We start from the raw sequence: 11,754 nt of genomic DNA on the forward strand, positions 1-11,754 counted from the left end.
CTGACATGGCGACCATGGATTACACCCGCGCCGCCAAGTACTTCCTGCTTCAGGATTTCTGGAAGGGGATGAAGCTTGGCGTGAAGTACTTCTTCGGCCCCAAGGCGACGGTGAACTACCCGCACGAGAAGGGCCCTCTGAGCCCACGCTTCCGCGGCGAACACGCCCTGCGCCGCTACCCGAACGGCGAAGAGCGCTGCATCGCGTGCAAGCTCTGCGAGGCGATCTGCCCGGCACAGGCGATCACCATCGACGCAGAGCCGCGCGACGACGGCAGCCGCCGCACCACGCGCTACGACATCGACATGACGAAGTGCATCTACTGCGGCTTCTGCCAGGAGGCGTGCCCGGTCGACGCGATCGTCGAGGGGCCGAACTTCGAATTTTCCGCCGAGACCCGGGAAGAGCTCTACTACGACAAGGCGAAGCTCCTGGAGAACGGCGACCGCTGGGAGGCGGAGATCGCCCGCAACCTCGAGATCGACGCGCCCTACAGATGAGCGACGCCGTCCTCAAGGAGCTTCTGGCCGAGGTGCGTATGATGCGCGAAGAGATGTCCGAGATGCGCGAGGACTTCGACATGGCGCACCAGAAGATCGACGGGCTGTCGGTGCTGCTGAGCCTGCTGGCCGGCGCCACCGTGGAGACCGAGCGCGACCGGCTGGACGAGATGATGGACGAGATCGGGGAAGACAACCCGCAATGAGTTCCAAGACCCCCTTCGAGCTCTTCATGGAGCAGGCGCAGGAGATGGCGCGGGCGTTCAACCCGGCCATGGAAAACTTCGATCCGCGTGGCTTCGAGAAGATGTGGCCGACGATGCCGAAGGACGCCATGGAGATGTGGTTCGGCAAGGGCATCTCGAAGGACGGTCTCGACTCCAAGACGCGTTTGCTGCTGACGCTCGCGGGCCTGACCATGCAAGGCGCGCAGGCGGACACACAGGTCCGCATGACCGTGCGCCACCTGATCGAGGCGGGCGCGACCAAGGACGAGATCGCCGAGACCATCGCCCAGATGTCGATGTTCGCCGGCATTCCCGCGATGACGCGCGCGATGGAACTCGCGCGCGAAGTCATGAACGACGACACAAAGGACGAGGGACAATGAGCGCGTTCGCCTTCTACCTCTTCGCGATCAGCTGCCTGACCGGCGGGCTGTTCACCGTCATCAGCCGCCACCCGGTCCACTCGGTCCTCTGGCTGATCCTGGCCTTCCTGTCGGCGGCGGGGCTCTTCGTGCTCCTCGGTGCCGAGTTCGTGGCGATGCTGCTGGTGATCGTCTACGTCGGCGCCGTGGCGGTGCTGTTCCTCTTCGTGGTGATGATGCTCGACGTCGACTTCGCCGAGCTGAAGGCCGAGATGGCGCGGTTCCTGCCGCTGGCCTTGCTGATCGGCATCATCATCATGATGCAGTTCGCCGTGGCCTACGGCGCCTGGGAAAGCGCCGAGACCGCCGAGGCGGCCATTGCCCAGCCGATGACGCTCGACGTGAACAACACCGAGGCGCTGAGCATGATCCTTTACGATCGCTATGCGCTGCTGTTCCAGCTTGCCGGCCTGATCCTCCTCGTGGCGATGATCGGTGCGATCGTTCTGACCCTGCGCCACCGCAGCGACGTGAAGCGGCAGGACATCCTCGCGCAGATGTATCGCGATCCGAAGACCGCGATGGAGCTGCGCGACGTCAAGCCGGGGCAGGGCCTCTGATGCTTTCAGCGCTCCTGCACGGGCATGCCGCGGCCGGGCTGCCGGCCTGGGCGGTGCTGGGCGGGGGCGCCTTTCTCTGGATCGTCAAGGCGCTCATCGGCGTGCGCCTCTGGCGGTGGGTCCGGACCTCGCGCCGCGTCCGCTAGGACAGCGCGGCCCGGACCTTAAACCGACGGCGCGGCAAGAGGCTGCGTCGCCAACTGCAGGCGGCCCGCGCCGGGGCCGCAAGATGGGCAAGGAAAGGCCTCGTCATGTCGCGCAACACTCTCATCATCGTCGCCGTAATCGTCGTGATCCTGATCGTGGGCGGCTTCGTCAGCCTCTGATCCGGCGACACGCATCGACAAAGCGCCGCGCCCTCGGGCGCGCGCGTTGCAAATGCCCGCCGCGGGGGCTAAGCCGCGAACAAAGAACGCGGGCGCCGCGGTGCGGCATCGACCCGCTCGGAACGAAAACCGCGAGGGACGACGGATGATCGGGATCGAACATTACCTCACGGTGGCGGCGGCGCTTTTCGTCATCGGCATCTTCGGGCTCTTCCTCAACCGCAAGAACGTCATCATCCTGTTGATGTCGATCGAGCTCATGCTCCTTGCGGTGAACATCAACCTCGTCGCGTTCTCGGCCCACCTGGGCGACCTCGTGGGGCAGGTCTTCACGCTCTTCGTGCTGACGGTGGCGGCGGCGGAGGCGGCCATCGGCCTCGCCATCCTCGTCTGCTTCTTCCGCAACCGCGGCACCATCGCCGTGGAAGACATCAACGTGATGAAAGGCTGAGGTCATGGAGAGCATTATCCTCTTCGCGCCGCTGATCGGCGCCCTGATCGCGGGCTTCGGCTGGAAGGCCACGGGCATCCGCGGTGCCCAGTGGATCACCACGGGCCTGCTGTTCGTGGCATGCTTCTTCTCGTGGATCGTGTTCTTCAGCCACGGCCCCGACGCCCAGCACATCCAGGTGCTGCGTTGGATCGAAAGCGGATCGCTGTCGACCGACTGGTCGATCCGGCTCGACCGGCTGACCTCGATCATGCTCATTGTCGTGACCACGGTCTCGGCGCTCGTGCACCTCTACAGCTTCGGCTACATGGCGCACGACGAGAACTTCCGCGAGGGAGAGGAAAGCTACAAGCCGCGCTTCTTCGCCTACCTGTCGTTCTTCACCTTCGCGATGCTGATGCTGGTGACCTCCGACAACCTCGTGCAGCTGTTCTTCGGCTGGGAGGGCGTGGGCGTCGCCTCGTACCTGCTGATCGGTTTCTACTATCGCAAGCCGTCGGCCAACGCCGCGGCGATGAAGGCGTTCATCGTCAACCGTGTCGGCGACTTCGGCCTCGCGCTCGGCATCTTCGGCCTGTTCTATCTCGTCGACTCGGTGCGCTTCGACGACATCTTCGCCGCGGCTCCCGAGATAGCGAACACCCAGATCTCTTTCCTGTTCTTCGAGGTGAACGCCGCCAACCTGATCGCCGTGCTGCTGTTCATCGGCGCGATGGGCAAGTCGGCGCAGCTGATCCTGCACACCTGGCTGCCCGACGCGATGGAAGGCCCGACCCCGGTGTCGGCGCTGATCCACGCGGCGACGATGGTGACGGCTGGCGTGTTCCTCGTCTGCCGCATGTCGCCGCTGATGGAGTTCGCCCCGGAGGCGCTGACCTTCGTCACCTTCCTCGGCGCGACCACGGCGTTCTTCGCCGCGACCGTCGGCCTCGTGCAGAACGACATCAAGCGCGTGATCGCCTACTCGACCTGCTCGCAGCTCGGTTACATGTTCGTGGCCGCGGGCGTCGGCGTCTACTCGGTCGCGATGTTCCACCTGTTCACGCACGCCTTCTTCAAGGCGATGCTGTTCCTCGGCGCCGGCTCGGTCATCCACGGGATGCACCACGAGCAGGACATGCGGAACTACGGCGGCCTGCGCCACAAGATGCCCTACACGTTCTGGGCCATGATGATCGGCACGCTCGCGATCACCGGCGTCGGCATCCCGCTCACCCACATCGGCTTTGCCGGATTCCTGTCGAAGGACGCCGTGATCGAGAGCGCCTGGGCCGGGACGGCGGGTGGCTACGCCTTCTGGATGCTGGTCATCGCCGCGCTCTTCACGTCGTTCTACTCGTGGCGCCTGATGTTCATGACGTTCTTCGGCACGCCGCGCGGGGACAAGCACACCCACGAGCACGCCCACGAGTCGCCGATGGTCATGGTGATCCCGCTGGGTGTCCTGTCTCTCGGTGCGATTTTCGCGGGGATGATCTGGTACGGATCGTTCTTCGGAGATCACTCGCAGGTGAACCGGTTCTTCGGCATCCCCGAGCATCACGCCGAAGCGTCCGAGGACGGCCACGGAGAGGCGGCCGAAGGCGAGAGCCACGGCGAGGAGACCGCAACCGCCGACGAAAGCGAAGGCGAAGAGCCCGCTGCCGCGGACACCGCATCCGACGAGGCCGGCGAGGAGACCGCCACGGCAGACACCGCCTCCCAAGGTTCGACGGGCGACGAGGCCGCCGTTGCCGACGAGAGCCACGGTGAAGGATCCGAGGGCGAAGGCGAGGGTGAGGCCCATGCCGAACTCGACCCGGCACCCGGTGCCGGCGCCATCTACATGGGGCCCGACAACCACGTCATGGACGACGCGCACCACTCGCCGGTCTGGGTGAAGGTGTCGCCCTTCATCGCAATGCTGATCGGTTTCGTGGTCGCCTACTGGTTCTACATCGTGAACCCGGCCATGCCGCGGCGCCTCGCCGAGAGCCAGCGCCCGCTGTACCTGTTCCTGCTGAACAAGTGGTATTTCGACGAGCTCTACGACTTCCTGTTCGTGCGACCCGCGAAGGGGGTGGGCCGACTCTTCTGGCGGAGGGGTGACGGCAACATCATCGACGGCTCGATCAACGGCATCGCCATGGGCATCGTGCCCTTCTTCACGCGGCTCGCCGGCCGGGCGCAGTCCGGTTACATCTTCACCTACGCCTTCGCGATGGTCATCGGCATCGCGGTCCTCATCACCTGGATGACGCTCTTCGGAGGGGCAGAGTAATGGACAACCTTCTCTCCATCGTCACCTTCCTGCCGGCGCTCGCCGCGCTGATCCTGGGCGTGTTCCTCAAGGGCGGCGACCCGGCGGCGGACCGCAACGCCCGCTGGCTGGCGCTGATCGCCACCGGTGCGACCTTCCTCGTGTCGCTGCTGATTCTCGCCCAGTTCGACCCCCGGAACCCAGAGTTCCAGATGGTCGAGGAAGGCGACTGGCTTCTCGGCATGACCTACAAGCTGGGCGTCGACGGCATCTCGGTGCTGTTCGTGATGCTCACCACCTTCATCATGCCGCTGGTCATCGCCGCGAGCTGGGAGGTGAAGACGCGCGTTAAGGAATACATGATCGCGTTCCTGCTGCTCGAGACGCTCATGCTGGGCGTGTTCATGGCGCTCGACCTCGTGCTGTTCTACCTGTTCTTCGAGGGCGGCCTGATCCCGATGTTCCTCATCATCGGTATCTGGGGCGGCAAGAACCGCATCTACGCGGCGTTCAAGTTCTTCCTCTACACCTTCCTCGGCTCGGTGCTGATGCTGGTCGCGATGGTGGCGATGTACACCGACGCGGGCACCACGGACATTCCGACGCTGCTGAACCACGAGTTCGCCCACGGCACCTTCAGCGTGCTCGGCATCACCGTGGTGGGCGGGCTTCAGACCATGCTGTTCCTGGCCTTCTTCGCGTCCTTCGCGGTGAAGATGCCGATGTGGCCGGTCCACACCTGGCTGCCGGACGCGCACGTGCAGGCGCCGACCGCGGGCTCGGTCGTGCTGGCCTCGATCCTTCTGAAGCTCGGCGGCTACGGCTTCCTGCGCTTCAACCTGCCGATGTTCCCGGTGGGCTCCGAGGTGATCGGGCCGCTGATCCTGTGGATGTCGGCCATCGCCATCGTCTACACCTCGCTGGTGGCGCTGGTGCAGGAGGACATGAAGAAGCTCATCGCCTACTCGTCGGTGGCGCATATGGGCTATGTCACCATGGGCATCTTCGCGGCCAACCAGCAGGGCGTCGACGGCGCGATCTTCCAGATGATCAGCCACGGCTTCATCTCCGGCGCGCTTTTCCTCTGCGTCGGCGTGATCTACGACCGGATGCACACCCGCGAAATCGACGCCTATGGCGGCCTCGTGAACCGGATGCCGGCCTACGCCACGATCTTCATGCTGTTCACCATGGCGAACGTCGGCCTGCCTGGCACCTCGGGCTTCATCGGGGAATTCCTGACACTGATGGGCGTGTTCCAGGTGAACACGTGGATCGCGGTCGTCGCGACAACCGGCGTGATCCTGTCGGCCTCCTACGGGCTCTGGCTGTACCGTCGCGTGGTCATGGGCGACCTCGTGAAGGAAAGCCTGCGCGCGATCACCGACATGAGCCGCCGCGAAAAGGCGATCTTCGCGCCGCTGGTGGTGATGACCATCTGGATGGGGGTCTACCCGGCCCCGATCCTCGACCGCATCGGCCCCTCGGTCGAGGCGCTTCTGGAAACCTATGACGACCGTGTCGCGGCGGCGGACCTGGACGGTCCGCAGGTGGCCGAGGCGCAGGCCGACGACGCGCATTGAGGACGTGACCATGCTTTCCGCCGACCTCACCCTCATCCTGCCCGAGATCATCCTGGCGGTGTTCGCCATGATCGCGCTCGTGGGCGCGGTCTATACCGGCAAGGACGACCTCGCGCGTCCTCTGGTCTGGATCACCTCGGCGCTCATGCTCGCGCTCGGCATCTGGATCGCCACGCGCGGCCCGGGCACGCGCACCGCCTTCGACGGCATGTTCATCGCAGACACCTTCGCGCGCTTCTCGAAGGTGACCATCCTCGTCTCCGCCGCCGCCGTGCTGGCCATGAGCCAGGACTACATGGCGCGCCGTGGCCTTCTGCGGTTCGAGTATCCGCTGCTCGTGGCGCTGGCCGCCGTGGGCATGATGATGATGGTCTCCGCCGGCGACCTGATCGCGCTCTACATGGGGCTCGAGCTTCAGTCGCTCGCGCTTTACGTGGTCGCCTCGCTGCGCCGCGAAAGCGTGAAGTCCACCGAGGCGGGCCTGAAATACTTCGTCCTCGGTGCGCTGTCCTCGGGCCTGCTGCTTTATGGCGCGTCGCTGACCTACGGCTATGCCGGCACCACGCTGTTCTCGGGCATCATCGAGGCGGCGGGTGAAGGCCAGGTGTCGCTGGGCCTCCTGTTCGGACTGGTGTTCCTGTCCTCGGGCCTCGCCTTCAAGATCTCGGCCGTGCCGTTCCACATGTGGACGCCGGACGTCTACGAGGGCGCGCCGACGCCGATCACGGCCTTCTTCGCCACCGCCCCCAAGGTCGCGGCGATGGGACTGTTCGCGCGGCTCCTGCACGACGCGTTCGGCGGCGTCGTCGGCGACTGGCAGCAGATCATCGCCTTCCTGTCGCTGCTGTCGATGTTCCTCGGCTCCTTCGCGGCGATCGGCCAGACCGACATCAAACGCCTGATGGCGTATTCCTCCATCGCGCATATGGGCTACGCGCTCATGGGGCTCGCGGCGGGCACTGCCCTCGGTGTACAGGCACTGCTGATCTACATGGCGATCTACGTCACCATGAACGTCGGAACCTTCGCCTTCATCCTCTCGATGGAGCGGGACGGCCAGCCGGTCACGCAGATCTCGTCGCTGGCGATGTATTCGCGGACCGATCCGGGCCGGGCACTGGCGATGCTCGTGCTGCTCTTCAGCCTCGCGGGCGTGCCGCCGCTGGTGGGCTTCTTCGGGAAGCTCTACGTGCTGCGCGCGGCCTATGACGGCGGCCTTGCGTGGCTGGCTGTGGCTGGCGTGATCGCGTCGGTGGTGGGCGCCTATTACTACCTGCGCATCGTCTACCTGATGTACTTCGCCGAGGCGCGGGACGACGGCCTCGATGCCAACGGGTCGAGCGTCCTGTGGGCCTTCCTCGCGCTGCCCGCTCTCATGATGGTCGCCGGCGTCATTAACCTCTTCGGGATCGAGGGCGCGGCGGCCGCGGCGGCGGCGGCGCTGGTCAACTGATCCGGCGCGCCGGTCCTGCCGGGGAGACCGCGCGCGTGACGCGCGCGGTGCCTTCGGCGAGAGTATTTTTCACGAGAAGAAGCCGCGGAGCCGGGCAATGACCTGGCCCGCGGGCTACGGGCGGATCGTGCTGGACGAGACCGACAGCACGATGGCCGAGGCCGCGCGGCGTGCGGGCACGCTGGCCGGGCCCGAGTGGGTCATGGCGCGGCGACAGACCGCCGGGCGCGGGCGCCGCGGACGGGCCTGGGCCAACCCCGAGGGCAATTTCGCCGCGACGCTTGTGCTCCAGCCGCGCGAGGCGCCGGGGGTGGTTGCGCTGCGGTCCTTCGTGGCGGCGCTGGCGCTCTTCGATGCGATGGTCGCCGTAACGGGGCGGGCCGATCCCTTCGCGCTCAAGTGGCCGAACGACGTGCTTCTGAACGGCGGCAAGGTCGCGGGCATCCTCCTCGAGACCCATGCGGGCGGGGCACTCGCCATCGGGATCGGCGTGAACCTCGTGGCCGCGCCCGACGCGGCGGAGGTCGAGGCGGGCGCCGTGCGGCCGGTGTCGCTGATGGCCGAGACCGGCGCGGCGGTCGGGCCGGAGGACTTCCTCGACCAGCTGGCGCAGGCCTACGCCGCGCGCGAGGCCAGCTTCGTCACCTACGGGTTCGCGCCGATCCGCGAGGCCTGGCTGTCCCGGGCCGCCCGGCTGGGCGAGACCGTGACCGCGCGCACCGGTACGTCCGAGACCGTCGGCCGGTTCGAGACGGTGGACCCGTCGGGCAATCTTGTCCTAATGACCCCGAAAGGCCGCGTCGGCATCGCCGCGGCCGACGTGTTCTTCTGACCGGAGGCGGTGCCGATGCTTCTTGCGATCGATTGCGGCAACACCAACACCGTGTTCTCGATCTGGGACGGCGATAGCTTCATCGCCACCTGGCGGACCTCGACCGAACACCAGCGCACCGCGGACCAGTACTACGTCTGGCTGTCCACGCTGATGAACCTGAAGGGCATCCAGCCGGACATCACCGATGTCATCATCTCGTCCACGGTGCCGCGGGTGGTGTTCAACCTGCGCGTCCTGTCGGATCGCTATTTCGGCACGCGGCCCTACGTCGTCGGCCGGCCGGACTGCGCGCTGCCTGTGGACGTGCGCGTGGACACCGGCACACAGGTCGGGCCCGACCGTCTTGTCAACACGGTCGCGGGTTACGATCTCTATGGCGGAGACATCATCGTCGTCGATTTCGGCACTGCCACCACCTTCGACGTGGTCGAGGCGGACGGAGCCTATGTCGGCGGCGTCATCGCGCCGGGCGTCAACCTGTCGCTGCAGGCCCTTCACGAGGCCGCGGCGGCGCTGCCGCACGTGGACATTTCGCGGCCGCAGGCCGTGGTGGGGACCAACACGGTCGCCTGTATGCAATCGGGGATCTTCTGGGGCTATGTCGGCCTCGTCAAAGAGATCTGCCAACGGATCAAGGCCGAGCGGGATCGGCCCATGAAAATCATCTCGACCGGCGGGCTGGCGCCGTTGTTCCAGCAAAGCGACGTCCTGTTCGACGATGTTCAGGACGATCTGACGATGCACGGCCTGACCGTCATCTACCGACACAATACGAAGCAAGGATAAGAACCTGACATGAGCGGAAACCGCACCATCTACCTGCCCCTCGGGGGGGCGGGCGAAATCGGCATGAACGCCTACGTTTACGGCTACGGCAAGCCGGGCGAGGAAGAGCTGATCCTCGTCGATCTCGGCGTGACCTTCCCCGACATGGACACGAGCCCGGGCGTCGACCTGATCTTCCCCGACATCGCGTGGCTGGCCGAGCGCAAGGACCGGCTGAAGGCCATCTTCATCACCCACGCGCACGAGGACCACGTCGGCGGCGTCGGCCACCTGTGGGAGCGTCTCGGCGCGCCGGTCTATGCGCGCGCCTTCACGGCCAACATCGCGCGCCGCAAGATGGACGAGCACGGGCTGAAGCCCGAGTACGTCCAGACGGCCTCGGCCTGGCCCGAGACAATCGAGGTCGGGCCCTTCACCGTGGGTTTCCTGCCGATCTCGCACTCGATCCCCGAAAGCTCGGCGCTTGTGATCGACACGCCCGACGGGCGCTTCGTGCACACCGGCGACTTCAAGATCGACCTCACCCCGGTGGTGGGCGAGGCGTTCGACCGCGCACTGTGGGAGGACGTGGCCAAGACAGGCGTGAAGGCGCTGATCTGCGACTCCACCAACGTCTTCTCGGCGCATGAGGGCCGGTCCGAGGCCACCGTCGGCCCCGAGATCGAGCGTCTTCTGTCCGAGGCCAAGGGCATGGTCGTCGCGACCACCTTCGCGTCGAACGTGGCGCGCCTCAAGACGCTGGCCGAGGCCGGCAAGCGGGCCGGGCGGTCGGTGGTGCTTCTGGGCCGGGCCATGCGGCGCATGGTCGAGGCTGCGGTCGAGACTGGTGTGCTGCGCGACTTCCCAGCCACCATGCCGATCGAAGAGGCCGGCCAGATCCCGCGCGAGAACCTCATGCTGATCGTGACCGGCAGTCAGGGCGAGCGGCGCGCCGCGTCGGCACAGCTGGCACGCGGCAAGCACCACGGGATCGAGATCGGCGACGGCGACCTGTTCCTGTTCTCGTCCAAGACCATTCCCGGCAACGAACGCGGCGTGATCCGGATCATCAACATGCTGTCCGAGCGCGGCGTGGACGTCGTCGACGACAGCGCCGGGCGCTATCACGTCTCCGGTCACGCCAACCGGCCCGACCTCGAGGCCATGCAGGACATCACCGATCCCCAGATGGTGGTTCCCATGCACGGCGAGCACCGCCACCTGCGCGAGCATACCAAGATGGCGCAGGCGCGCGGTCGGCAGGGCGTGCTGGCGGTCAACGGAACGATGGTGGACCTTTCGGGCAACGAGCCGAAGGTGGTCGACTTCGTGGAGACTGGGCGCACCTATCTCGACGGCTCGATCAAGGTGGGGGCGCTGGACGGCGTGGTGCGTGACCGCATCCGCATGGCGCTGAACGGCCATGCCACCGTGACGCTGGTGCTCGACGAAGAGGACGAGCCGTTGGGCGATCCGTGGGTGGACCTGATGGGCCTGCCCGAAACCGGCCGCTCGCGTCAGCCGCTGACCGAAGTGCTGGAAGAGTCCGCGGCCGCGGCGCTCGGGCGCGCGGGCAAGAAGGTGCTCAAGGACGATGACGCGCTGGAAGAGGCGCTGCGCCGCGCCGTGCGGAACGGCGCGCAGGACGAGATCGGCAAGAAACCCGAGGTCACCGTGGTGGTCAGCCGCCTGTCGTGATTGGGGCGGACGCCGCGCCGCTGGCCGATCCGGCCGAGGCTGTGCGGCGGCGCGCCATGCTCGAGGCGCCGCACATCGCGGCGCTGACGCGATACGCCCGGTCGCTGGAGCGGCCGGGCGTTTCCGTTCCAGACTTCGACCCCTGCGACGGCGGGGTGGGCGCGCGGCTGCTGTTCGTGATGGAGAAACCCGGTCCGGTGGTGTTCGGACAGGGCGGGGCAGGGTTCGTCACCCGCGACGATCCCTCGCCGACGCAGCGGGCGGCGCGGCGGTTTCTTTCGGAGGCGGGGATCGATCGGCGCGACACGGTGATCTGGAACGTGGTGCCGTGGTGGAACGGCACGACGCGCGTTACGGCCGCGGAACTGCGTGCCGGGGCCGCAGCGTTCGAGGGCCTGCTCGAGCTGCTGCACGCGCTTCGCGTGGCGGTGCTGGTGGGTCGAAAGGCCGAGAGGGTGCGCCCGGCGCTCGAGGCGCGGGGCATACCGGTGCTCGCCAGCGCACACCCCTCGCACCAGGTGCGCGCGGCCTTCCCCGACCGCTGGGTGGCGATCCCCCGCGTCTGGGCCGACGCGGCGCGCTACCTCACGGACTGAGCCTCTTCTGTATCTCAGGTTCGCTATTCTGTCCCCGTCACCAACCTCGGCCAAGGTTGGTGACGGGGCGGTGTTTGGCGTCTGAGCCTTGTGGCCTGA

13 protein-coding genes are annotated in these 11,754 nt (G+C 66.6%); all 13 read left to right on the plus strand.

Features of this window, described 5'->3' with window-relative positions:
• Positions 1-5 precede the first annotated feature (5 nt).
• Entirely contained in the window at positions 6-500 is a 495-nt protein-coding gene (nuoI, locus tag BMX29_RS13020) for an NADH-quinone oxidoreductase subunit NuoI (RefSeq protein ID WP_092813443.1), read from the plus strand.
• Positions 497-706 (plus strand): hypothetical protein, encoded by a 210-nt coding sequence (locus BMX29_RS13025; protein WP_043845949.1) that lies wholly within the window; start codon positions 497-499, stop codon positions 704-706. Before nuoI ends, BMX29_RS13025 begins: the two co-directional genes overlap by 4 nt.
• Positions 703-1,110 (plus strand): carboxymuconolactone decarboxylase family protein, encoded by a 408-nt coding sequence (locus tag BMX29_RS13030; protein ID WP_043845951.1) that lies wholly within the window; start codon positions 703-705, stop codon positions 1,108-1,110. Before BMX29_RS13025 ends, BMX29_RS13030 begins: the two co-directional genes overlap by 4 nt.
• Positions 1,107-1,709 carry an NADH-quinone oxidoreductase subunit J gene (locus BMX29_RS13035; protein ID WP_043845952.1) on the plus strand — a complete coding sequence of 201 codons (603 nt, stop codon included), beginning with the start codon at positions 1,107-1,109 and terminating at the stop codon, positions 1,707-1,709. The genes BMX29_RS13030 and BMX29_RS13035 overlap by 4 nt, the downstream gene beginning before the upstream one ends.
• Positions 1,709-1,855, plus strand: a complete 147-nt coding sequence (locus tag BMX29_RS19245; protein ID WP_157835896.1) for a hypothetical protein — start codon at positions 1,709-1,711, stop codon at positions 1,853-1,855. The genes BMX29_RS13035 and BMX29_RS19245 overlap by 1 nt, the downstream gene beginning before the upstream one ends.
• A 325-nt stretch (positions 1,856-2,180) precedes the next feature.
• Positions 2,181-2,486 carry an NADH-quinone oxidoreductase subunit NuoK gene (nuoK, locus tag BMX29_RS13040; protein WP_043845953.1) on the plus strand — a complete coding sequence of 102 codons (306 nt, stop codon included), beginning with the start codon at positions 2,181-2,183 and terminating at the stop codon, positions 2,484-2,486.
• Positions 2,487-2,490: 4 nt separating this feature from the next.
• Positions 2,491-4,746: an NADH-quinone oxidoreductase subunit L gene (gene nuoL / locus BMX29_RS13045; protein ID WP_092813446.1), complete on the plus strand. Its 2,256-nt coding sequence runs from the start codon at positions 2,491-2,493 to the stop codon at positions 4,744-4,746.
• On the plus strand, positions 4,746-6,308 hold the full coding sequence (locus tag BMX29_RS13050; protein WP_092813449.1) for an NADH-quinone oxidoreductase subunit M: 1,563 nt from the start codon (positions 4,746-4,748) through the stop codon (positions 6,306-6,308). Before nuoL ends, BMX29_RS13050 begins: the two co-directional genes overlap by 1 nt.
• Before the next feature lie 10 nt (positions 6,309-6,318).
• Positions 6,319-7,761, plus strand: coding sequence for an NADH-quinone oxidoreductase subunit NuoN (gene nuoN, locus BMX29_RS13055; protein WP_043845959.1), 1,443 nt, complete (start codon positions 6,319-6,321; stop codon positions 7,759-7,761).
• Positions 7,762-7,858: 97 nt separating this feature from the next.
• The gene (locus BMX29_RS13060; protein WP_092813452.1) at positions 7,859-8,593 is read left to right on the plus strand and encodes a biotin--[acetyl-CoA-carboxylase] ligase; all 735 of its coding nucleotides are present in this window, start codon (positions 7,859-7,861) and stop codon (positions 8,591-8,593) included.
• Positions 8,594-8,608: 15 nt separating this feature from the next.
• The gene (locus BMX29_RS13065; protein WP_043845961.1) at positions 8,609-9,382 is read left to right on the plus strand and encodes a type III pantothenate kinase; all 774 of its coding nucleotides are present in this window, start codon (positions 8,609-8,611) and stop codon (positions 9,380-9,382) included.
• Between the two features lie 9 nt (positions 9,383-9,391).
• Entirely contained in the window at positions 9,392-11,059 is a 1,668-nt protein-coding gene (locus BMX29_RS13070; protein ID WP_092813455.1) for a ribonuclease J, read from the plus strand.
• Positions 11,056-11,655, plus strand: coding sequence for a uracil-DNA glycosylase (locus BMX29_RS13075; RefSeq protein WP_217644385.1), 600 nt, complete (start codon positions 11,056-11,058; stop codon positions 11,653-11,655). Before BMX29_RS13070 ends, BMX29_RS13075 begins: the two co-directional genes overlap by 4 nt.
• Positions 11,656-11,754 lie beyond the last annotated feature (99 nt).

It is taken from the genome of Roseivivax marinus, from assembly GCF_900109705.1.
Taxonomy (GTDB): domain Bacteria; phylum Pseudomonadota; class Alphaproteobacteria; order Rhodobacterales; family Rhodobacteraceae; genus Roseivivax; species Roseivivax marinus.

Excerpts from the sequence above, each read along its gene's own strand:
- BMX29_RS13035 (WP_043845952.1), top strand. The coding sequence starts at position 1,107 with ATGAGCGCGTTCGCCTTCTACCTCTTCGCGATCAGCTGCCTGACCGGC.
- BMX29_RS13050 (WP_092813449.1), top strand. The coding sequence starts at position 4,746 with ATGGACAACCTTCTCTCCATCGTCACCTTCCTGCCGGCGCTCGCCGCG.
- BMX29_RS13060 (WP_092813452.1), top strand. The coding sequence starts at position 7,859 with ATGACCTGGCCCGCGGGCTACGGGCGGATCGTGCTGGACGAGACCGAC.
- BMX29_RS13025 (WP_043845949.1), top strand. The coding sequence starts at position 497 with ATGAGCGACGCCGTCCTCAAGGAGCTTCTGGCCGAGGTGCGTATGATG.
- BMX29_RS13065 (WP_043845961.1), top strand. The coding sequence starts at position 8,609 with ATGCTTCTTGCGATCGATTGCGGCAACACCAACACCGTGTTCTCGATC.
- BMX29_RS13030 (WP_043845951.1), top strand. The coding sequence starts at position 703 with ATGAGTTCCAAGACCCCCTTCGAGCTCTTCATGGAGCAGGCGCAGGAG.
- nuoI (WP_092813443.1), top strand. The coding sequence starts at position 6 with ATGGCGACCATGGATTACACCCGCGCCGCCAAGTACTTCCTGCTTCAG.
- nuoK (WP_043845953.1), top strand. The coding sequence starts at position 2,181 with ATGATCGGGATCGAACATTACCTCACGGTGGCGGCGGCGCTTTTCGTC.
- BMX29_RS19245 (WP_157835896.1), top strand. The coding sequence starts at position 1,709 with ATGCTTTCAGCGCTCCTGCACGGGCATGCCGCGGCCGGGCTGCCGGCC.
- nuoL (WP_092813446.1), top strand. The coding sequence starts at position 2,491 with ATGGAGAGCATTATCCTCTTCGCGCCGCTGATCGGCGCCCTGATCGCG.
- BMX29_RS13070 (WP_092813455.1), top strand. The coding sequence starts at position 9,392 with ATGAGCGGAAACCGCACCATCTACCTGCCCCTCGGGGGGGCGGGCGAA.
- nuoN (WP_043845959.1), top strand. The coding sequence starts at position 6,319 with ATGCTTTCCGCCGACCTCACCCTCATCCTGCCCGAGATCATCCTGGCG.